This is a genomic window from Tenacibaculum sp. XPcli2-G (assembly GCF_024124505.1).
GTDB lineage: Bacteria > Bacteroidota > Bacteroidia > Flavobacteriales > Flavobacteriaceae > Polaribacter > Polaribacter mesophilus.
On record NZ_JAMXSH010000001.1, the window covers coordinates 942,492 to 962,995 of the forward strand.

A 20,504-nucleotide genomic window follows, 5' to 3' on the forward strand; every position below is an offset into this window, starting at 1 on the left:
CTATGGCCAAAAAAAAGAACATAACACAAGAAAAAATAATAGAATGGTATATGAATACGGTACTATTATCAGGTCAACCGAATTCAATATTTTCTTTTGCGAAAGAAAATAACTTTGAAGAAGCGGAATTTTATAAACACTTTTCAAGCTTTGAAAGCTTAGAAAAAGCTGTTTTCGGAATTTTCGCTAAAGAAACCTTTCATTTACTACACAAAACAGAAGCTTATAAAGACTATTTGCCAAAAGATAAACTATTGAGTTTCTATTTTACCTTTTTTGAATTATTAACAATAAATAGGTCGTATGTATTGGCGCAGTTAAAAAGGATAAAAACAGATTTTTCGAAATTAAAAGTATTGCAAGAACTGCGTACAGAGTTTATTCATTTTGTAAATGAAATAAGCCTTGAAAAAATTGATTTTAAAAATGATAAAATCAACAAAATTCAAGATAAAACTATTGCAGAGGGGTATTGGATGCAGCTATTGCTTATTTTAAAGTTTTGGATAGAAGATGAGTCATCAAACTTTGAGAAAACAGATTTATTTATAGAAAAATCAGTAAAGGCAAGTTTTGATATTCAACAAATAGCACCTGTAAAAAGTGTGATTGATTTAGCGAAATTTTTGTGGAAGGAAAAATCACCAATGACATGAAAACCTTAAACAGAATACCTACGTCAAAAATAGAACGAGCTACCAAGTTGGTTTCAACAGGAGTGAAAGTTGGTGTAAATTATGCCAAGTACTACGGCAATAAAATCACTAAATCAGAAGAGGAAGCTAAAAAGCAACTTAATGAAGATAATGCTGCTGATATTTACGATGGATTAAAAGAACTAAAAGGGTCAGCATTAAAAGTAGCACAAATGCTAAGCATGGAAAAAAATATTTTGCCCAATGCTTACGTAGAAAAATTTTCATTATCACAATTTTCAGTTCCACCATTATCAGGACCTTTAGTAATCAAAACGTTTAAAAAATACTTCAGTAAAACACCAAACGAAGTTTTTGATACGTTTACAGCAGAATCAGTAAATGCAGCAAGTATAGGACAAGTTCATAAAGCCACTAAAGATGGAAAAGAACTAGCTGTAAAAATTCAATATCCAGGGGTTGCTGATAGTATTTCAACCGATTTAGCATTGGTGAAACCTATTGCGATGAAAATGTTTAACATTAAAGGAGAAGGTTCAGATGAATATTTTAAAGAAGTTGAAGAAAAGCTTTTGGAAGAAACTAATTACGAATTAGAACTTGCGCAGAGTAATGAAATTGCTCATGCCTGTAAACATATTCCAAACTTAAAATTTCCAAAATACTATCCAGATTTGTCATCAGATAGAATTTTAACGATGGATTGGATGGATGGAGTTCACCTGTCAGAGTTTACTAAAAATGAGCAACCTGAAGATGTTGCAAATAAACTAGGGCAAGCTTTGTGGGACTTTTACATGTATCAAATGCACAAGTTAAAAAAGGTACATGCAGATCCGCATCCAGGGAATTTTTTAGTGTCCAAATCAAATGAATTGATCGTTATCGATTTTGGATGTATGAAAGAAGTTCCTGAAAGTTTTTATATGCCTTATTTCGAACTAGCAAAAAGAGAAAATATAGATAATCCAGCTTTTTTTGAAAGTAAACTCTATGAGTTAGAAATCTTGAGAAAAGATGATACACCAGAAGAAATAACCTTTTTTAAAGCATTGTTTTATGAAATGTTATCGCTCTTTACACAACCTTTTCAGCAAGAAGAATTTGATTTTTCAGATGAGGAGTTCTTCGGAAAAATAGCAGATTTAGGTCAGAAATATGCCAAGAGTACCGAGCTTAAAAAGATGAACGGAAATAGAGGATCAAAACACTTCATTTACATTAATCGAACATTTTTTGGTTTATATAACCTAATGCACGATTTAAAAGCAAACAAGGTAAAAATTAATAATTTTAATACAATATAATGCATATTACACGTCAGCAAATAGACGAGTTTCCTCATCTGTATAAAATAAATTTGATGAACAGTATTTCTGGTTATAAACCAGCAAACCTTATTGCAACAAAATCAACTGATAATATAACCAATGTTGCGGTTTTTAGTTCGGTGGTGCATTATGGTTCAAGTCCAGCAATTTTAGGGTTTGTATTACGTCCCGCAACCGTTGTTAGGAATACGTATAACAATATAAAAGAAACAGGGTATTATACTATTAATGCTATTAATGAAGTAATGATTGAGGAAGCACATCATACTTCTGCTAAATACCCGTCAGAGATTTCAGAATTTGATAAAACAACATTGTCAGAAGAGTTTAAGAATGGTTTTTATGCTCCTTTTGTTGCGGAATCACCCTTACAAATAGGAATGAAGTTTTTAGAAGAGCATTATATAAAAGTTAATGGAACTATTTTAGTGTTAGGAGAAGTTACTGATTTGTATTTTAAGGACTCTATGCTTTCAGAAGATGGTTTTTTAAACTTATCAAAAGAAAAAGTAGCTGCAATTAATGGGTTGGATACCTATATGGTAGCAGAGAATTATAAAAGACTGTCTTATCAAAGACCAAAATAATAATGAGGATTCTAATCACAGGAACAACGGGTTATATAGGTAAAAGATTAATACCTATGCTGTTATCAGAACAGCATGAACTTGTATGCTGTGTTAGAGATGTACGTAGAATTCCATTAGAATTTAAAGATAATACACAAATATCTTTTCTAGAAATAGATTTCTTAAAGCCTAAAAAAGAGCTGCCTAAAAATATTGATGCAGCTTATTACTTGATGCACTCTATGTCTACAAGTAGTAGTGACTTCTCTAAGTTAGAATCGGATTGTGCAAATAATTTTAAGAGTCTATTAGAAAAAACTATGTGTAAGCAGGTTGTGTATTTGAGTGGTATTGTAAACGATAATTCATTGTCAAAGCATTTAAAATCGAGATATGAGGTAGAAAAAATACTACAATCAAAAACGTATGCAGTAACAACTTTTAGAGCAGGAATAATAGTAGGAAGTGGTAGTGCGTCATTTGAAATTATAAGAGACCTTGTAGAAAAACTTCCTGTAATGGTAACTCCAAAATGGTTGTATACAAAAACACAGCCTATTGCAATAAGAGATGTTTTAACATACTTAACAAAATCTTTATTAGAAGAGAGAGTGTACGATAAATCATTTGATATCTATGGTCCAGAAATTCTCACATATAAAGAAATGTTATTACAGTTTGCTGAGGTAAGAAAGTTAAATAGAATTATATTCACAGTGCCATTTTTATCACCAAAGCTATCATCTTATTGGTTGTACTTTGTTACCTCAACTTCGTTTAATTTGGCAAAATCACTCGTAGATAGTATGACCGTTGAGGTTATAGGGAGTAAAAGCAATATTAATGAAATAATTGAAGTAACACCTATTACTTATAAACAGGCGGTAAAAAAAGCTTTTGTTAAAATAGCGCAAAATTCCGTTATATCAAGTTGGAAAGATGCTAAGGTAAGTGGTGTTTTTAGAAAAGAATATTTTCAATACATAAACCTTCCTAAGTATGGGTGCTTTATTGATGAAAGAATCAGAAAAGTTTCAGATGAAAACATAACACTTAAGAAAATATGGGAAATAGGAGGTAAGCGAGGTTGGTATAAATTTACTTTTTTATGGAAAGTAAGAGGTTTTATAGATCAAGTTTTTGGAGGTGTTGGGTTGCGTAGAGGTAGAAGAGATCCGACTGAGTTAGAGCCAGGAGATGCGCTTGACTTTTGGCGTGTATTATTAGCGGATAAAGATAATAAACGTTTATTGCTCTTTGCAGAAATGAAACTACCAGGAGAGGCATGGTTAGAGTATGTTATTAAAGACGGCTTACTTTATCAAAAAGCAGTATTCAGACCTAAAGGAATATGGGGTAGAGTTTATTGGTTTGCTGTTTTACCGTTTCATGGACTTATATTTAAGCAACTCATTAATTTTTTGTCAAAATAATTTGTACAAAATTGAAAAAACAGCACTTACCAACCAAAATTTGTAAAGTTTGTGGGCTTTCTTTTTCATGGAGGAAGAAATGGGAAGCTAGTTGGAGTGAAGTAAAATACTGTAGTAAAAAATGCAGGAAAAACAAAAACAAGAATGCACCTTAATTTGGTTTAGAAACGATTTAAGAGTTCGTGATAACAAACTGTTAAAAGAAGCAATAGCAACTAAACGTTATTTGGTAGCTTTTTATGCGTTTGATCCTGTGTTTTTTAAATGTCAATATTCTTTTGAGAGAACAGGAAAATTCCGTCTTTGTTTTTTAATTGAAACATTAAAAGAATTAAAAGAGAATTTAGCTAAATATAATATACCTTTTTATGTAGGGGTAAAAAAAACAGAAACCGTTGTTAGAGAGATTCAAAACGATTTCTTAATTACTACGCTAGTTTATCAAGAAGATGAAACTAGTGATGAAAAAGATATAGAAAAGAGAGTAAGAAAAGTAGTTGGTAGTAAGGTAAAAAAGATAAGGGTAACAAATCAATATTTGTATGAGCCACATCAAATAGATACGTTATTTAACAAAAAATACCCGTTGTCTTTTTCATCTTTTAGAAATAAAGTTGAAAAAAAATTAGATATAGACACAGAATTAAATTATCATTTACCCTATCAGGATATATATTCTCAGGCATTTTTTGAAATACCAAACTGTTCTCGTGCAGAAAAAGCTTTAGGAAATTCTTTTCCTTTTAAAGGAGGAGAAAAGCAAGCGTTAGTAAGGTTGAAAAGTTATTTTTTTGAAACAAAAAAAGTGATTGACTACAAGAAAACAAGAAATAATTTATTAGGAATAAATTGTAGTACAAAATTTTCACCTTGGTTATCTAATGGATCTATTAGTGTAAAAACAATTTATAAAGAACTAAAGAGATTTGAAGACGAATATGAGGCAAATTCATCAACATATTGGGTGTATTTTGAGTTGTTATGGAGAGAGTTCTTTAAACATGCAGTTCGTTATCACAAAAATAACTTCTTCAAATTAGGGGGGATTCAGAAAAAAACGATACTAAGTATTCATGATAATAAGGTGATAAAAAATTGGGTTTTAGGTAATACTACATCCGATTTTGTAAACGCTAATATGATAGAGTTAAGAAAAACAGGTTGGATGAGTAATAGAGGAAGGCAAAACGTAGCATCTTATTTTGTACATAACTTACAGCAAGATTGGAGGATTGGGGCAGCCTACTTTGAATCTTTGTTAGTAGATTATGATCCGCACAGTAATTATGGTAACTGGATGTATATAGCAGGAGTAGGAAATAGTTCTGAGAGTAAAAAGTTTGATATAGAATGGCAAGCTAATACATATGATAAGTATGGGGAATTTAGAGCTAAATGGATTGATAAGTAATGGACGTAATACTTAGAGTGCTTTTAGGTGATCAGTTAAACGAATCTCATAGCTGGTTTAAGCAAAAAAACAAAAAAGTAGTGTATGCTATGTTTGAAATGAAGCAAGAAACGGAGTATGTAAAACATCATATACAAAAAGTTGTAGGGTTTTTCTTAGCAATGAGGAGTTTTGCTAAAAAACTAGAAGAGAAAGGTCACGCAGTAGAGTATTTTAAAATATCAGATTCGCATAACACGCACAATCTTATAAAAAATATTAAAGTATTACAAAAAAAATACTCAATTACAAAAATTGAATATCAGTTGCCTGACGAATTTCGTTTAGATGTGCAATTTAAAAATGAACTCAAGAGCTTGCAGATACCAGTTAAATCGTATGATACAGAACATTTTTACACTACAAGGAATGAGTTAAAAGAGTTTTCTGAAGGTAGAAAGAAAACAGTTATGGAAGATTTTTATCGCTATATGAGGAAAAAGCATAAGATACTTGTAGAAAATAATGAACCAGTTGGCGGTAAATGGAATTATGATGCATCTAACAGAAAAAAATGGAATCAAGATGAATTAGTTCCTTTGCCTTATGAGACTAATATTGACTGTAAAGCATTATTAAAAGAGCTTAATGAAGCAGAAGTGGTTACATTTGGAGAAGAAACATTAACTTTTACTTATCCAATAAATAGAGAACAAGCAATAAAGCAACTAGATTTTTTTTGTGACAATTTGTTAGAGTTTTTTGGAGATTATCAAGATGCAATGCATTCATCACAAGATTTTCTGTTTCATTCTCGATTATCATTTGCTCTTAATTTAAAATTAGTAACCCCGAGAGAAGTTGTAGAGAAGGTTGTTGATGTGTTTTATAAGAAACCTTCAATAGCCGTTTCTCAGGCAGAGGGCTTTATTCGTCAAGTATTAGGATGGAGAGAGTATATGAGAGGTGTTTATTGGCAATTAGGAGAAGATTTTAAAAAAAAGAATTTTTTTAATAATAAAGTTTCATTACCAGATTTTTTTTGGACAGGAAAAACAAAAATGAATTGTGTGAAGCAATCGTTAAAAAACTCGTTAAATAATGCATACGCGCATCATATACAGCGTCTTATGATTTTAGGTAACCTAGCGTTATTGTTAGAGGTTCATCCAGATGAGGTAGATGCTTGGTATTTAGGAGTATATATAGATGCTGTAGAGTGGGTGCAATTACCAAATACAAGAGGGATGAGTCAGTACGCGGATGGTGGGATAGTGGCCACAAAACCTTATGTATCTAGCGCAAGTTATATTAATAAAATGAGTAATTATTGTAAAGAATGCTTTTATAATTACAAAACAAAAACAGAAGAAGATTCGTGCCCGTATAATACTTTGTATTGGGAGTTTCTTTACAAAAATAAAGAGAAGTTGAAAAATAACCACCGAATGCGTATGATGTATACTTTATTGCAAAAAATGGAAATATCAAAAGACTTCTCAGAAATTCTAGAAAAAGCAAAAACAATTAAACAAAAAGTTAATAACTATTAATTTTTTGTTTAATTGTTTCTTTCATTAATTAAACAAAAATTGTATTTTTGATTCAAAGCGCACATTGGATTGAAAATAACAGGAGAAATAGCAGTAGTTTGGTTTAAAAGAGATCTTCGGTTGCAGGATAACGAGGCTGTTTTTAATGCAATAACTTCAGGTAAGAAAATATTATTTGTTTATATTTTTGAAGAAAGCATTATACAAGACGAACATTATTCTAAAAGACATTGGGATTTTGTTAAAGAATCTATACGAGATATAAACCAAGAGTTGTTGCTGTATAATACACAGGTTTTAACAGTAAACTCAGAGGTACTTTCTTTTTTTAGGTATTTAATGTCGGTGTCAAATGTTACTGATGTCTACTCTCATATAGAAACAGGTATTCTTGCAACTTATAATAGAGATAAAACCTTTAAAAGGTTTTGTAAGAATAATGTAATAGAATGGAAAGAAAATATTCATAATGGAGTATTTAGGGGGCGAGAAAACAGAGAAGGTTGGAAAGAGGATTGGGAAAACTACATGAAATCAAGTCAGATAATATTTGATTCAACAAATGTTTCTTTTGTAACAATAACAGAAATAAAAGAAATAGCAAAAAACTTGATAATTGTAAATTTAGATACAGAAGAAGAAAAGCTATTTCAAAAAGGAGGACGAGCTACGGCTCTTAAGTATTTACATAGTTTTTTTAACAAAAGGTATGAGGGGTATGCAAAAAATATTTCAAAGCCAACAGAAGCAAGAGAGAGCTGTAGCAGGCTGTCACCTTATATTGCTTGGGGGAATATCTCAGTAAGAGAGGTGTATCAGTTAGCAATAAGTATTCGTTCTAGTTCAAGAAATAAAAGAGCAATAGATGCTTTCATTTCAAGACTTAAATGGCAGGCACATTTCATCCAGAAATTCGAAATGGAATGTATAATGGAGCAAGAAAGTATCAATAAAGGGTTTCATAAGTTAAAGAAAAATATTACTAAAAAATACATATATGCATGGAGAAACGGAAAAACAGGTATTCCATTTATTGATGCGTGTATGCGTTGTTTAATTCATACAGGATATTTGAATTTTAGAATGCGAGCTATGTTAGTGTCTTTTTTTACACATAATCTTTGGCAACCATGGCAAGAAGCATCAAAATATTTATCAAAATTGTTTTTAGATTTTGAACCAGGAATTCACTTTCCTCAGTTGCAAATGCAGGCAGGAGAAACTGGAATTAATACGATTAGAATTTATAACCCAGTAAAAAATGGTTTAGAGCACGATCCTGAAGCAGTTTTTATTTCAAAATGGATACCAGAACTTAAAGGATTACCATTAGCGTTTAAGCACGAACCATACAAAATGACAGCTTTAGAACAAAAAATGTATGGGTTTACTCTTGGTAATGATTACCCAAAACCAATAGTAGATATAGGTGTAACTAGAAAAAATGCCTCAGATACTATTTGGAAAATGCGTAAAGATCCAGAGGTGATAAAAGAAAGCTATAGAATTTTAAACAAACATGTAGTTAAATAAAAAAATGTTGTTTGATATAACATACAATAATAAAGAAAGTGTATTAAAAATCAATGAATTAGTAGGTGAGCCTATGTCTTTTTTACAATCTTTAAAAATTAAAGGAGTTGGTTCAAGTAGAATGATTGTTGAAGGAGTAAGTGAAAGCTTTAAAAGTATTTTAACAACAATTAGCGATTTAAATTATGGAAGTATAGAAATACGTCCTAAAGGAATTATAGTTTACATAACTAATAAATTACAACGCTTTTGTTGGGTAATACCTTTTTATAAAATAGTGGTTTTTAATCATGAATTCTTTAGTATTCATTCCGATAACCACTTTATTAGGTTTAGAAAAGATAATAAATATAATCAGAATAAAAAATTTATAAAAAAAATGATGGATTTGAAAATGACATCAACACAAAGTTATTTTTTATGACATTAAGAGAGATAGATAGAGTTATTGAAATGGCTTGGGAAGATCGAACAACTTTTGACGCTATAAAACTTCAATTTGACTTAAAAGAACAAGAAGTAATTAATTTAATGCGAAGAGAATTAAAACCATCAAGTTTTAAATTATGGAGGAAAAGAGTACAGGGTAGAAGAACAAAACATCATGCAAAAAGAATATTTAATAAAGGAAGGTTTAAATGTACCAGACAAAGAAGTATAAGTAATAATAAAATAGCAAAACGATAAATGAAGCAAGCAAAAGTGGCTATTACGAGAAAAGAACATTTTAATGCAGCCCACAGGTTGCATAATACGAAATGGTCTGAAGCAAAAAACAAAGAAGTTTTTGGCAAATGTAATAATCCAAATTTTCATGGACATAATTATGAGTTAGAAGTAACTATTGTAGGAGAAGTAGATGAAAACACAGGATATGTAATTGATACAAAAGTTTTATCTAACCATATACAAAAAGAAATAATAGATTGTTTAGATCATAAAAACTTAAATAAAGAAGTAGAAGAATTTAAAACACTCAATCCAACAGTAGAAAATATAGCAATTGTAATTTATAACAAACTAAGGTTAGTGATAAATAATCATTTAGAAATTAAAATAAAACTTTATGAAACACCTAGAAACTTTGTTGAATACCCCTGTTAGCGATAATATAAAGAACTTATCGATTGAAGAAATTGGAGATGATCATATTTATACAGGAATTGAAACGCCTATGGTAGAAGATGCTTTTTTAATTTCTGATGAGGAAAAAAAAGAAAAAATAGCACAATTATTTTCAGAAATAATGCAAACTATTGGGCTTGATTTAAATAATGACTCTCTTAAAGGTACTCCACAAAGAGTAGCTAAAATGTATATAGATGAAATTTTTTCAGGTTTAAATCCAGCCAATAAGCCTAAAATAGCATTGTTTGAAAATAGGTACCAATATAACCAAATGTTGGTAGAAAAAGACATACAGTTTTATTCTAATTGCGAACATCATTTTGTACCAATAATAGGAAAAGCACATGTGGCTTATGTTTCATCAGGAAAAGTTATAGGCTTATCAAAATTAAACAGAATTGTTCAGTTTTATGCTAAAAGACCCCAAGTACAAGAACGCTTAACTAATCAAATAGCCAGAGATTTACAAGAGATATTACAAACAGAAGACGTAGCTGTAATTATAGATGCAAAGCATTTATGTGTTTCTTCTAGAGGAGTTAAAGATGATTCGTCATCAACAGTTACCTGTTTTTATGGAGGCATTTTTAATACCTCAGAAAAAATTGTTGAACTTCAAAATTATTTAAAATGAGTACAATAAACTTACTTCAAGAAGCTTTAGAATTTGAGAAAAATTACAAATCTTTTAAAACAAGAAATGAAAAAATTTTAGCATCAAGGAAAGCGAAAGAAATTATTTTATCAATTAATGAAGTGTATAAAAAGAGTAAAGATAAAAAGTTGATGGATGTTATGAAACGCATAACAACTGTTAAACAAAAAGTAGAAAAACGATTAAAAGGACGATTATGAAAACAATTGTTGTAGTTGGTGGTAGTAGTGGTATTGGTAAGGCGATAATAACCAAATTAAAACACACACATAAAATAATTAACATTAGTAGAACAGCACCGTCTAATATTGAAAATATAAAACATTATGCATGCGATGTAACCAAAGACGAACTTCCAGAATTAGAAAAAGTTCATGGATTAGTTTATTGTCCCGGAAGCATTAATCTAAAATCCTTTTCAAGATTAAAATTAGAAGACTTTCAATCTGATTTAGATATTAACGTTCTTGGAGCAATTAAAACGCTAAAATCTTATGAAAGTTTGCTAACTCAAAACAATGGAAGTGTATTGTTATTTAGTACGGTAGCGTCATTTTTAGGAATGCCTTATCATGCAAGCATAGCAACTAGTAAATCAGCAGTAGAAGGGTTAACCAAATCGTTGGCAGCAGAATACGCTACGAAAGTTAGATTCAATGCAATTGCTCCTACGGTTACTGATACACCTTTAGCAGCTCGCTTATTACGAAATGAAAAACAACAAGAGAGTATGCAGAACAGACACCCATTAAAAAAATACCTAAAAGCAGAAGAAGTAGCTAGTTTAGCTACCTATTTATTGTCTGACGAAGCATCAGCAATTACTGGACAAGTAATTCCTGTAGATGCAGGAATTGTAAGTGTAAAAATTTAAAAAGTAAATAATGAAATGGCTTTTAATTTTAAGTTTTCTTATGTGTTTAAATGATGAAATTATAATTTTTGATAAAGATAATAACACCCAAAATTGGTATGTTGTTAATGATACTGTGATGGGAGGAATTTCTACATCAGCTGTAAAAATTAATGATAAGGGAAACTTAATCTTTTCGGGGAAAGTATCTACTGAAAATAATGGTGGATTTTCGATGACGAGAATGCCAATAGCCATAGGTTTAAACAAACAACATTCAAAAATTGTATTAAAAGTAAAAGGAGATGGTAAACAATATCAACTACGATTAAAATCAAATGAGTCTCAACGTTACTCATACGTACAAGCATTTAAAACAAATACACAAGAACAAGAAATTACATTACCATTAACAGGATTTTATCCTACCTTTAGGGGTAGAAAGTTAAATTTTGGTAATTTCTCTGATAATCAAATAGAAGAGGTAGCAATTTTAATAGGAAATAAAAAAGACGAAGATTTTTCGTTAGAAATCATAAAAATAGCAATTCAATAAAATGAACACAGTAAAAATATTCTTAATCATGGCACTATTTAGTTTATCAGGTAAAGCGCAAACAGTAACTCCTAAAGAATCGTTATACGACATAAATATTGAAGGTATTAATGGAGAAAACTTAGACCTTAACAAGTTTAAAGGGAAAAAAATATTATTTGTAAATGTAGCATCAAAATGTGGTTTTACCAATCAGTATGAAGGTTTGCAAGAACTGTATTCAAAACACAAAGATAAATTAGTAATCATAGGATTACCTTGTAATCAATTTGGAGGCCAAGAACCGGGAACAATAAAAGAAATTCAATCGTTTTGTAGTGTAACCTATGGAGTAGATTTTCCTATGACAGAAAAAATTGAAGTTAAAGGAGAAAATCAACACCCGTTATATCAATGGTTAACACAAAAAGATAAAAATGGAAAAATGAGTTCTTCAGTAAAATGGAATTTTCAAAAATACTTGGTAGATGAAGAAGGAAAGTTAATTGATGTTTTTTACTCAATAACCAAACCAATGAGTAAGAAAATTACCAAATTAATATAAAAAATGAAGAAAAAACCAGATAATGTAGTTTTTAATGAGGAAACAAATGAATATGATGCGTATTTAAAACCATATGCAACTAATTTTACAGCACCAGTTATTAAAGAAAGTAATTCAATAAGCTGGAAAAAACAAAACATTTACCAGGCAAACGCTCAATTTTTAGCATCTTTTGAAGAAATAAAACAACAATACAACAATCTTGTAAAAGAGTATCAATATAATGAGCTTATTTATAGTGCTAAATTTAACTTTGAGCCAATTGTAGGTAAGGTCTATCATTTGTATAGAAAAGAAAAAAACACGTTATTCTTATCAATATTAAGCCCCAATGAATGTGGTTTCAATTTTGTTGGCAGTTTTCAGCTTAACTCAGACAAAGTCTGGAAAAAAGTAAAATAAACAATGGTACTATTTAAAAAGCATTCGGGTATTTATACCTTATCTACTGAACAAATATTAAACGTTCGGTTAGAAAAAGCATGGGAATTTTTCAGTGCTCCAGGAAATTTGCAAAAAATAACCCCTTCACATATGGGGTTTCAAATTACTTCAGAGGTTGATAAAAAAGCCTATGCAGGACAAATAATTACCTACAAAGTAGGAATTTTACCAGGTATTAAGTCTAGTTGGGTTACCGAAATTACACAAGTAAAAGAACAACAATTTTTTATAGATGAACAGCGATTTGGTCCTTATAGCATGTGGCATCACGAACACTGGTTTGAAGAGTTGCCAAATGGAAAAACGTTAATGAAAGACAAAATTTCATACAAGATACCTTTTGGTTTTTTAGGACATATCGCCCAATCAATCTTTATAAAAAGGCAGTTAAAAAAAATTTTTAAACATCGCTATAGTACGTTAGAAAAATTATTTAATGGAAGATAAAGTATCTATTTTTTGGTTTCGTCGAGACTTACGTTTAGAAGATAATAAAGGTTTGTATGAAGCGCTACAATCAGGTAATAAAGTAGTTCCGTTATTTATTTTTGATGAAGATATTTTAGAAAGCCTTCCTAAAAATGATGCTCGAGTAACTTTTATTTACGAAACCTTGCAAAACTTAGATGAAGAGCTGAAAAAGCATCAATCTTCTCTGGTAGTTAAAAAAGGAAAACCATTAGCAATTTGGAAAAAACTAACTGAAGAATTTATAATTGAAGCAGTTTACACAAATAAAGATTACGAACCTTACGCGACTAAAAGAGATAAGGAAGTAAAAGACTTTTTAGTATCAAAAGGAATAATATTTAATGCTTTTAAAGATCAAGTAATTTTTGAAGAAAACGAAGTTTTAAAGAATGATGGAACTCCGTATACAGTTTTTACTCCGTATAAGAATAAATGGTTACAAAACTTCTCAGAAAAGAAAGATACGCAAGACTTTACGATAGACTTTGCTAATTTTTATCAGTTTTTATCTGAATTTCCATCATTAGCTTTCATAGGTTTTGAAGAAAGTACGATTAAAGTAAAACCATACAACCTATCTAGTTTGGATTCGTATGATGAGGTGAGAGACTTTCCCTCGCAAGATAAAACGTCGTATTTATCACCTTATTTACGTTTTGGATTGGTAAGTACTCGAAAAATGATCCGTTTTGCTTTGAAAACCAACCAAACTTTTTTAAGTGAGTTAATTTGGCGTGAGTTTTTTATGCAAATTTTATATCATTTTCCGAAAGTAGTTACTCAGAATTTCAAGCAAAAGTACGATGCTGTTCCTTGGAGAAATAACGAAGAAGAATTTAAAAAATGGTGTGAAGGTAAAACTGGGTACCCTATGGTTGATGCGGGCATGCGAGAGTTAAATGAAACTGGATACATGCATAACAGAGTTCGTATGATTACTGCTGGGTTTTTATGCAAACATTTATTAATAGATTGGCGTTGGGGAGAAGCGTACTTTGCAGAAAAGCTGTTGGATTATGACCTGTCAGCAAATAACGGAAATTGGCAATGGGCAGCAGGTACGGGTTGCGATGCAGCCCCGTATTTTAGAGTGTTTAACCCAGAATCTCAATTAAAAAAGTTTGATAAAGATTTACAGTATGTTAGAAAATGGGTAAAAGACTTTGATGAATTAACTTACCCACAACCTATGGTAGAACACAAGTTTGCGAGAGAACGAGCGATCAATACCTATAAAAAAGCACTACAATAAAAAAAGGTTCAGAATTTTCTGAACCTTTTTAGTATATATTAAGCAATATAGTCTTTTGCTCTCTCTAATGCCTTTGGAATTCCTCCAGGGTTTTTACCACCAGCGGTTGCGAAGAAATTTTGTCCACCACCACCACCGTGGATTAGCTTTCCTAATTCTCTAACTACCTTTCCAGCATCATAGCCTTTTTCATTAGCCAAATCTTTAGAAATATAACACGTTAACATTGCTTTTTCAGCAGAAGGAGCGGTAGCAAATACCACAAATAAATTGTTAACTTCTCCTCCTAACTCAAATAATAAGTTTTTAATGCTGTTAGGATCTAAATCTACTTTAGTTGCTAAAAACTGAACTCCATTTACCTCTTGTAATTGGTTTTTAAGTTCGCCTTTCATGTTTTTAGCTTTATCCTTTAATAGTTGCTCAACTTGCTTTTTTAAAGCAGCATTTTCATCTTGTAAACTACTTACTGATTTAGCAACGTCTTTAGGGTTTTTCAATAATTGTTTTACTGCATCGTAGTTGCGCTCAACATCTTCAAAGTAATCGCCAACAGCTACATTAGTAATTGCTTCAATACGACGAATACCAGCAGCAACAGCACCTTCCGATTTTATTTTGAAATACCAAATATCACCAGTTTGTTGTACGTGCGTACCTCCACATAATTCCATAGATTGTCCAAAACGGATGGTACGAACACTATCTCCATACTTTTCTCCAAATAAAGCTACAGCACCTTCGTCAATAGCTTGTTGCATTGGTATATTTCTTTGCTCTTGTAATGGAAGATTTTCACGAATACGAGCGTTTACAAACTCTTCAACAGCTTCTAGTTGATCATTGTCTACTTTAGAAAAGTGAGAAAAGTCAAAACGTAAATAATCAGGACTCACCAATGAACCTTTTTGTTCTACATGGTCTCCTAAAATAGTACGTAACGCTTGGTGTAATAAGTGAGTAGCTGAGTGATTACTAGCAGCTAAACTTCTATGTTCTTTATTTACAACAGCCTTAAAAGTTTCGTGTAAGTTTTTAGGTAAATTCTTTGTGAAATGAATGATAACATTGTTCTCTTTTTTGGTATCAAGCACATAAATAATATCACCATTAGGAGATTCAATATATCCTTTGTCACCAACCTGTCCACCACCTTCTGGATAAAAAGGAGTCATGTTGAATACCAGTTGATATTGGTCACCGCCTTTTTTGGTACTAACTTTTCTGTAGCGAGTTAGTTTTACATTAGTAGTTAATATGTCGTACCCGATAAACTCTTCAACATCATCATCTAATAAAGTAACCCAATCACCCGTTTCACTAGCAGAAGCTGCACGAGAACGCTCTTTTTGAGCTTTCATACCAGCATTAAATTCCTCTTCATTAATTTCATACCCCTTTTCACGAGCGATTAACTGCGTTAAATCAAGAGGGAATCCGTAAGTATCATATAATTCAAAAGCACGTTTACCAGATACAGTTTTACCATTAGTAGTTGCAATAACTTGATCTAATAATAATAGTCCTTGATCCAATGTACGTAAGAAAGAAGTTTCTTCTTCTTTAATTACATTGTGTACCAAAGTATTTTGTTTTCTAATTTCAGGGAATGCACTTCCCATTTGATGTGCTAAGGTTTCTACTAACTTATAAATAAAAGGCTCTTTTTGGTTTAAGAAAGTAAATCCGTAACGAATAGCACGACGTAAAATTCTACGTATTACATAACCTGCACCGTTATTACTAGGTAGCTGACCATCTGCAATCGCAAAAGCAACAGCACGAACGTGATCAGCAACTACACGAATAGCAATATCAATTTTTTCATCTTTTCCGTACTTAGCACCAGTAATTGTTTCTATCTCTCTAATTAAAGGAGTAAATACATCAGTATCGTAGTTAGATTGAACACCTTGTAATACCATACATAAACGCTCAAATCCCATACCAGTATCGATATGTTTCGCTGGAAGTTCTACTAGAGAACCATCAGCTTTACGATTGTATTGCATGAATACCAAGTTCCAGATTTCAACAACCTGAGGATGATCTTCGTTTACTAGCGATTTTCCATCAACCTTAGCTTTTTCTTCAGCAGAACGAATATCAACATGAATCTCAGAACACGGACCACAAGGACCTTGTTCACCCATTTCCCAGAAGTTATCTTTTTTGTTACCCATTAAGATGCGATCTTCAGCAATGTACTGTTTCCAAATATCGTAAGCCTCTTGATCCATTTTTGTACCGTCACTCTCGTCACCTTCAAAAACAGTTACATACAAAATGTCTTTATCTACTTTGTAAACTTCAGTTAATAATTCCCAAGCCCAAGCAATAGCTTCTTTCTTAAAATAATCACCAAAACTCCAGTTACCTAGCATCTCAAACATGGTGTGGTGGTAAGTATCGTAACCAACCTCTTCCAAATCGTTGTGTTTACCAGAAACACGTAAACATTTTTGGCTATCAGAAATTCTACCATTTTTAGGAGTTGAGTTTCCTAAGAAAAACTCTTTAAATGGCACCATACCAGCGTTGGTAAACATTAAAGTAGGATCGTTCTTTAACACCATAGGTGCTGAAGGAACTATTTCGTGTTGTTTTGATTTAAAAAAATCTAAAAATTTAGCTCTAATATCTTGAGATTTCATACAACTCTGGGTATCTGTGTTTTGTTAAAATATATTTAAAAAACCTCTTGTAAAAAGAAGTTTTAAAAGATTTTGTAAATTTGTGAGTTTTCAAATTGTACATCCCCTTAGGATGCTTCATTTAAAAAGCACAAAAATAGTACATTTAGCATTATGGCAAAAGTAAAATATTATTATGACCCAGACACTTTATCATATAGAAAGATAGAGGTTAAAAGAAGTGAAAAATATAAGAAAACTATCTTGGGACTACTTAGTTTTTTATTAATTGCTTTTTTCGGTTTTATAGGTTTTAGCCAGTTTTTAATGTCTCCAAAAGAGCGTGCTCAAAAGAGAGAATTAGAAAACTTAAAATTACATTACGAGTTGCTTTCTAAAAAAATGGAAGAAAGTGCTCAAATCTTAACCGATTTACAAGAAAGAGATAACAATATTTATAGAACATACTTTGAGGCAAGTCCAATACCAGAAGAGCAACGAAAAGCAGGTTTTGGTGGTGTAAACAGGTATAAACACTTAGATGGTTTTGATAATAGCTCAATGGTAAAAAAGGTAACAAAAGAGTTAGATATTTTATCAAAGCAAATGGTAGTACAATCTAAATCGTTAGATGAAATTGTTGAGCTAGCTAAAGAAAAAGAAAAAATGTTGGCTTCAATACCTGCTATTCAGCCAGTAAAAAATCAAGATTTAAAAAGAATGGCATCAGGTTATGGTATGCGTTTGCACCCTATATTAAAGTCGTGGCGTATGCATAATGGAATGGATTTTACAGCACCTACGGGTACACCAATTTTTGCATCAGGAAACGGTATTGTAAAAAAAGCACATAGAAGCTCTACTTTTGGTAAAGTAGTTTACATAAACCATGGATATGGTTACGAAACTGTCTATGCTCACATGAGTAAAATACTTGCCAAGAAAGGACAAAAAGTAAAACGTGGTGATTTAATAGGGTATGTAGGAAATACAGGACGTTCTGCAGCACCACATTTACACTACGAAGTACATAAAAATGGTAGACCTGTAAATCCTATTTACTATTACTACGGAGATTTAACTCCAGAAGAATTTGTAGCCATGCAAAAAGCTTCGCAACAAAAAGGTCAGTCGTATGACTAAACACGTAACAAGCTGTGAAAAATGTATGTAGACTTACCCGATAAACGATATTATAAAATAGGAGAAGTTGCTAAAGCTTTTGGGGTGAATAGTTCACTTATACGATTTTGGGATAAAGAGTTTGAAATCATCAATCCTAAAAAAAATGCCAAAGGCGATCGATTGTTTACACAAGAAGACGTAAAAAACTTTAAAATTATTTACAACCTTGTAAAAGAAAGAGGTTTTACCTTAGATGGCGCAAAACAAAAACTAAAGAAAAACCCAGAGGGAGTCTTAAATAATCAGGAAATTATTAGTAGATTAGAAACTGTAAAAGCAGAATTAATTAAAATTAAAAATCAATTATAATTACAAAAAATCAAAAATTATGAAAAAATGGTTAGTGCCTTTAATTATTATAGGAGTTCTAGTATTTGGAATTTATTCATGGGCAAAAGGATTTTATAATACAGCAGTAACATACCAAGAAGACGCTAAAACTACATGGTCTAATGTAGAGAGCTCTTACCAACGAAGAAACGACTTAATTGGCAACTTAGTAAAAACGGTACAAGGAGCTGCCGATTTTGAAAAAAGCACGTTAACAGACGTAATTAACGCAAGAGCAAAAGCAACCTCAGTAAATATAAATGCAGGAGATTTAACGCCAGAGAAAATGGCACAATTTCAACAAGCACAAACAGGGTTAAGCGGAGCTTTATCTAAGTTATTAGTATCTGTAGAGCGTTATCCAGATATCAAAGCAAATAAAAACTTTTTAGAATTACAAAGTCAGTTAGAAGGAACAGAAAACAGAATTAACGTAGCACGTGATCGTTATAACGAAAGCGTTAATAAATATAACAAGCATATTAAAATGTTTCCTGGTAACTTGCTAGCGGGGATGTTTAACTTAACTGAAATGGCACGTTACAAGGCTGATGCAGGTTCAGAAAAAGCTGTAGATGTAGATTTTAAATTCTAACAATATGTCTAACGTAGAAGATTTTCTTACTGCCAAAGAAGAAGAGGAAATCGTTCAGGCTATTCGACAAGCAGAGCGAAATACTTCTGGTGAAATTCGTGTACATATAGAGAGAACTACGGAAGGTTCTCACTACGACCGAGCACTAGAAGTATTTCAAATGCTAAAAATGTTTAATACCCAACAACGAAATGGTGTGTTATTGTACATTGCTGTTGACGATCATAAATTTGTAATTTTTGGCGATGAAGGTATTAACAACGTAGTTCCTGATAACTTTTGGGAAACAACCAAAGAAGCCATCCAAAACCAATTTAAACAAGGAAACTTTAAACAAGGAATTATAGATGGTGTGCTAAAAGCAGGAAAAGAATTACAAGCTCACTTTCCGTGGACTACCGATGATAAAGATGAGCTAAGCAACGAAATATCAAAAGGCTAAAACCTTCATAGAAGGAAGAAATATGATAAAAAATATAACGTCATTATATAAAAGAACAAGTAAGTTACAAAACGTAAAAGTTGTTCTTTTTTTTATTGCATTTTTATGCGGACACACTCTTTTCTCACAAGGGTTTCAAATTCCTGAGACACCTAAAGAGCAAACGAGTGTTTACGATTATATCAATCTTTTATCACCCAGTCAAAAAGCAAGCTTAGAAAATAAGCTAATTAAATATGCCGACACTACTTCAACACAAGTAGTAGTAGCAATTATAAAATCTACTGAAGGAGAAGAAATAGGGTATTTAGCTACCAATTGGGCACATGAATGGGGAATAGGAGGAAGCAAAGAGCAAGATAACGGAGTGTTTGTATTATTAGCAAAAGATGATCGTAAAGTAACGATACGAACAGGTTATGGAACCGAGCACCTATTAACCGATTATGTTTCTAGACAAATTATAGAGTACGACATTATTCCTTACTTTAAACAAGGAGACTATTATGCTGGGTTAAACAGTGGAGTAGATGCTGTTTTTAAAGTAATGAGTGGTGAATACAAAGGTGCTAGAAAGCAATCTAAAAAAACAGATTTTAGCTTTATTATCTTTATCATCATTCTAGTAGTATTCTTTATCATTATCTCAAGCGGAAGTAAAGGAAACCGTGGAGGTGGAGGAAGAGGCTACAGAAAATCGCATGTAGCAAGAGGTCTTTTAGAAACCATTATTTTAAGCAATGCAGGTAGAGGCGGTTTTGGCGGTGGAAGCTTCGGTGGAGGATCGTCAGGAGGCTTTGGAGGCGGAGGCGGCTTCGGCGGAGGTTTCGGCGGCGGAGGCTTTGGTGGTGGTGGAGCCACAGGAGGCTGGTAGTAACTTCATTTATTTGGTAAAGGTTAGTTAACGTTAAAGCAACGTTGAAATAGTACTTATGCAGGGAAATTAAAAGA

At 31.7% G+C, this 20,504-nt stretch carries 25 protein-coding genes; 24 read left to right on the forward strand and 1 reads right to left on the reverse strand.

Annotation, left to right across the window (positions count from 1 at the left end; genetic code table 11):
- The first annotated feature begins 2 nt into the window (after positions 1–2).
- The 19 genes from NH341_RS04295 (at position 3) to NH341_RS04385 (ending at position 14,368) form a co-directional block, all read left to right on the forward strand.
- Positions 3–656 (forward strand): TetR family transcriptional regulator C-terminal domain-containing protein, encoded by a 654-nt coding sequence (locus tag NH341_RS04295; RefSeq protein ID WP_253055747.1) that lies wholly within the window; start codon positions 3–5, stop codon positions 654–656.
- Entirely contained in the window at positions 653–1,963 is a 1,311-nt protein-coding gene (locus NH341_RS04300) for an AarF/ABC1/UbiB kinase family protein (protein ID WP_159508975.1), read from the forward strand. The genes NH341_RS04295 and NH341_RS04300 overlap by 4 nt, the downstream gene beginning before the upstream one ends.
- Before the next feature lie 56 nt (positions 1,964–2,019).
- Positions 2,020–2,574: a flavin reductase family protein gene (locus NH341_RS04305; protein WP_253055748.1), complete on the forward strand. Its 555-nt coding sequence runs from the start codon at positions 2,020–2,022 to the stop codon at positions 2,572–2,574.
- 2 nt (positions 2,575–2,576) lie between these two features.
- Positions 2,577–3,989 carry an SDR family oxidoreductase gene (locus tag NH341_RS04310; RefSeq protein ID WP_159508947.1) on the forward strand — a complete coding sequence of 471 codons (1,413 nt, stop codon included), beginning with the start codon at positions 2,577–2,579 and terminating at the stop codon, positions 3,987–3,989.
- An 11-nt stretch (positions 3,990–4,000) separates the two neighbouring features.
- Positions 4,001–4,144 (forward strand): DUF2256 domain-containing protein, encoded by a 144-nt coding sequence (locus tag NH341_RS04315; protein WP_073182036.1) that lies wholly within the window; start codon positions 4,001–4,003, stop codon positions 4,142–4,144.
- Positions 4,111–5,400, forward strand: a complete 1,290-nt coding sequence (locus tag NH341_RS04320) for a DASH family cryptochrome (protein WP_159508945.1) — start codon at positions 4,111–4,113, stop codon at positions 5,398–5,400. The genes NH341_RS04315 and NH341_RS04320 overlap by 34 nt, the downstream gene beginning before the upstream one ends.
- Positions 5,400–6,932, forward strand: coding sequence for a cryptochrome/photolyase family protein (locus tag NH341_RS04325; protein ID WP_159508943.1), 1,533 nt, complete (start codon positions 5,400–5,402; stop codon positions 6,930–6,932). Before NH341_RS04320 ends, NH341_RS04325 begins: the two co-directional genes overlap by 1 nt.
- A 69-nt stretch (positions 6,933–7,001) precedes the next feature.
- A complete protein-coding gene (locus NH341_RS04330) occupies positions 7,002–8,465 on the forward strand; it encodes a cryptochrome/deoxyribodipyrimidine photo-lyase family protein (RefSeq protein ID WP_159508941.1) in 1,464 nt (487 codons plus the stop codon).
- 4 nt (positions 8,466–8,469) lie between these two features.
- Positions 8,470–8,889, forward strand: coding sequence for a hypothetical protein (locus tag NH341_RS04335; RefSeq protein ID WP_073182028.1), 420 nt, complete (start codon positions 8,470–8,472; stop codon positions 8,887–8,889).
- Positions 8,886–9,152 carry a TIGR03643 family protein gene (locus NH341_RS04340; protein ID WP_159508939.1) on the forward strand — a complete coding sequence of 89 codons (267 nt, stop codon included), beginning with the start codon at positions 8,886–8,888 and terminating at the stop codon, positions 9,150–9,152. The genes NH341_RS04335 and NH341_RS04340 overlap by 4 nt, the downstream gene beginning before the upstream one ends.
- Complete coding sequence (locus NH341_RS04345; protein ID WP_047790029.1) at positions 9,153–9,569, forward strand: 6-carboxytetrahydropterin synthase; 417 nt, start codon at positions 9,153–9,155, stop codon at positions 9,567–9,569. It begins immediately after the preceding gene.
- Positions 9,532–10,227 (forward strand): GTP cyclohydrolase I FolE, encoded by a 696-nt coding sequence (gene folE, locus NH341_RS04350; RefSeq protein ID WP_159508937.1) that lies wholly within the window; start codon positions 9,532–9,534, stop codon positions 10,225–10,227. The genes NH341_RS04345 and folE overlap by 38 nt, the downstream gene beginning before the upstream one ends.
- 5 nt (positions 10,228–10,232) lie before the next feature.
- Positions 10,233–10,448, forward strand: coding sequence for a hypothetical protein (locus tag NH341_RS04355; RefSeq protein ID WP_047790054.1), 216 nt, complete (start codon positions 10,233–10,235; stop codon positions 10,446–10,448).
- Positions 10,445–11,122, forward strand: coding sequence for an SDR family NAD(P)-dependent oxidoreductase (locus NH341_RS04360; RefSeq protein ID WP_253055749.1), 678 nt, complete (start codon positions 10,445–10,447; stop codon positions 11,120–11,122). The genes NH341_RS04355 and NH341_RS04360 overlap by 4 nt, the downstream gene beginning before the upstream one ends.
- Before the next feature lie 10 nt (positions 11,123–11,132).
- Entirely contained in the window at positions 11,133–11,657 is a 525-nt protein-coding gene (locus NH341_RS04365) for a CIA30 family protein (protein WP_253055750.1), read from the forward strand.
- A gap of 1 nt (position 11,658) precedes the next feature.
- Positions 11,659–12,201, forward strand: coding sequence for a glutathione peroxidase (locus NH341_RS04370; protein ID WP_047790032.1), 543 nt, complete (start codon positions 11,659–11,661; stop codon positions 12,199–12,201).
- 3 nt (positions 12,202–12,204) lie between these two features.
- A complete protein-coding gene (locus NH341_RS04375; protein WP_047790033.1) occupies positions 12,205–12,603 on the forward strand; it encodes a DUF2452 domain-containing protein in 399 nt (132 codons plus the stop codon).
- 3 nt (positions 12,604–12,606) lie between these two features.
- Positions 12,607–13,092: an SRPBCC family protein gene (locus NH341_RS04380; protein WP_253055751.1), complete on the forward strand. Its 486-nt coding sequence runs from the start codon at positions 12,607–12,609 to the stop codon at positions 13,090–13,092.
- Entirely contained in the window at positions 13,082–14,368 is a 1,287-nt protein-coding gene (locus tag NH341_RS04385; RefSeq protein WP_253055752.1) for a deoxyribodipyrimidine photo-lyase, read from the forward strand. Before NH341_RS04380 ends, NH341_RS04385 begins: the two co-directional genes overlap by 11 nt.
- 38 nt (positions 14,369–14,406) lie before the next feature.
- Here the strand turns inward: NH341_RS04385 and alaS are convergent, their stop codons facing one another.
- Positions 14,407–17,022: an alanine--tRNA ligase gene (gene alaS / locus NH341_RS04390; RefSeq protein WP_253055753.1), complete on the reverse strand. Its 2,616-nt coding sequence runs from the start codon at positions 17,020–17,022 to the stop codon at positions 14,407–14,409.
- Between the two features lie 153 nt (positions 17,023–17,175).
- Here alaS and NH341_RS04395 point away from each other — a divergent pair, with 153 nt between their 5' ends.
- The 5 genes from NH341_RS04395 to NH341_RS04415 are packed head-to-tail and all read left to right on the forward strand — an operon-like array spanning position 17,176 to position 20,427.
- Complete coding sequence (locus tag NH341_RS04395) at positions 17,176–18,144, forward strand: M23 family metallopeptidase (RefSeq protein WP_047790037.1); 969 nt, start codon at positions 17,176–17,178, stop codon at positions 18,142–18,144.
- Between the two features lie 21 nt (positions 18,145–18,165).
- The gene (locus NH341_RS04400) at positions 18,166–18,495 is read left to right on the forward strand and encodes a MerR family transcriptional regulator (RefSeq protein ID WP_047790038.1); all 330 of its coding nucleotides are present in this window, start codon (positions 18,166–18,168) and stop codon (positions 18,493–18,495) included.
- A 19-nt stretch (positions 18,496–18,514) separates the two neighbouring features.
- A complete protein-coding gene (locus NH341_RS04405) occupies positions 18,515–19,111 on the forward strand; it encodes a LemA family protein (protein ID WP_159614234.1) in 597 nt (198 codons plus the stop codon).
- Positions 19,112–19,115: 4 nt separating this feature from the next.
- Positions 19,116–19,553 (forward strand): TPM domain-containing protein, encoded by a 438-nt coding sequence (locus tag NH341_RS04410; RefSeq protein ID WP_159614232.1) that lies wholly within the window; start codon positions 19,116–19,118, stop codon positions 19,551–19,553.
- Positions 19,554–19,575: 22 nt separating this feature from the next.
- Positions 19,576–20,427, forward strand: a complete 852-nt coding sequence (locus NH341_RS04415; RefSeq protein WP_253055754.1) for a YgcG family protein — start codon at positions 19,576–19,578, stop codon at positions 20,425–20,427.
- The last annotated feature ends 77 nt before the right edge of the window (positions 20,428–20,504 follow it).

What these genes read in the sequence shown, in the direction of transcription:
- NH341_RS04325 (WP_159508943.1), top strand. Translation starts at nt 5,400, where the DNA reads ATGGACGTAATACTTAGAGTGCTTTTAGGTGATCAGTTAAACGAATCT.
- NH341_RS04335 (WP_073182028.1), top strand. Translation starts at nt 8,470, where the DNA reads ATGTTGTTTGATATAACATACAATAATAAAGAAAGTGTATTAAAAATC.
- NH341_RS04385 (WP_253055752.1), top strand. Translation starts at nt 13,082, where the DNA reads ATGGAAGATAAAGTATCTATTTTTTGGTTTCGTCGAGACTTACGTTTA.
- NH341_RS04345 (WP_047790029.1), top strand. Translation starts at nt 9,153, where the DNA reads ATGAAGCAAGCAAAAGTGGCTATTACGAGAAAAGAACATTTTAATGCA.
- NH341_RS04305 (WP_253055748.1), top strand. Translation starts at nt 2,020, where the DNA reads ATGAACAGTATTTCTGGTTATAAACCAGCAAACCTTATTGCAACAAAA.
- NH341_RS04415 (WP_253055754.1), top strand. Translation starts at nt 19,576, where the DNA reads ATGATAAAAAATATAACGTCATTATATAAAAGAACAAGTAAGTTACAA.
- NH341_RS04300 (WP_159508975.1), top strand. Translation starts at nt 653, where the DNA reads ATGAAAACCTTAAACAGAATACCTACGTCAAAAATAGAACGAGCTACC.
- NH341_RS04400 (WP_047790038.1), top strand. Translation starts at nt 18,166, where the DNA reads ATGTATGTAGACTTACCCGATAAACGATATTATAAAATAGGAGAAGTT.
- NH341_RS04340 (WP_159508939.1), top strand. Translation starts at nt 8,886, where the DNA reads ATGACATTAAGAGAGATAGATAGAGTTATTGAAATGGCTTGGGAAGAT.
- NH341_RS04310 (WP_159508947.1), top strand. Translation starts at nt 2,577, where the DNA reads ATGAGGATTCTAATCACAGGAACAACGGGTTATATAGGTAAAAGATTA.
- NH341_RS04405 (WP_159614234.1), top strand. Translation starts at nt 18,515, where the DNA reads ATGAAAAAATGGTTAGTGCCTTTAATTATTATAGGAGTTCTAGTATTT.
- NH341_RS04395 (WP_047790037.1), top strand. Translation starts at nt 17,176, where the DNA reads ATGGCAAAAGTAAAATATTATTATGACCCAGACACTTTATCATATAGA.
- folE (WP_159508937.1), top strand. Translation starts at nt 9,532, where the DNA reads ATGAAACACCTAGAAACTTTGTTGAATACCCCTGTTAGCGATAATATA.
- NH341_RS04320 (WP_159508945.1), top strand. Translation starts at nt 4,111, where the DNA reads ATGCAGGAAAAACAAAAACAAGAATGCACCTTAATTTGGTTTAGAAAC.
- NH341_RS04295 (WP_253055747.1), top strand. Translation starts at nt 3, where the DNA reads ATGGCCAAAAAAAAGAACATAACACAAGAAAAAATAATAGAATGGTAT.
- NH341_RS04370 (WP_047790032.1), top strand. Translation starts at nt 11,659, where the DNA reads ATGAACACAGTAAAAATATTCTTAATCATGGCACTATTTAGTTTATCA.
- NH341_RS04380 (WP_253055751.1), top strand. Translation starts at nt 12,607, where the DNA reads ATGGTACTATTTAAAAAGCATTCGGGTATTTATACCTTATCTACTGAA.
- NH341_RS04375 (WP_047790033.1), top strand. Translation starts at nt 12,205, where the DNA reads ATGAAGAAAAAACCAGATAATGTAGTTTTTAATGAGGAAACAAATGAA.
- NH341_RS04410 (WP_159614232.1), top strand. Translation starts at nt 19,116, where the DNA reads ATGTCTAACGTAGAAGATTTTCTTACTGCCAAAGAAGAAGAGGAAATC.
- alaS (WP_253055753.1), bottom strand. Translation starts at nt 17,022, where the DNA reads ATGAAATCTCAAGATATTAGAGCTAAATTTTTAGATTTTTTTAAATCA.
- NH341_RS04365 (WP_253055750.1), top strand. Translation starts at nt 11,133, where the DNA reads ATGAAATGGCTTTTAATTTTAAGTTTTCTTATGTGTTTAAATGATGAA.
- NH341_RS04360 (WP_253055749.1), top strand. Translation starts at nt 10,445, where the DNA reads ATGAAAACAATTGTTGTAGTTGGTGGTAGTAGTGGTATTGGTAAGGCG.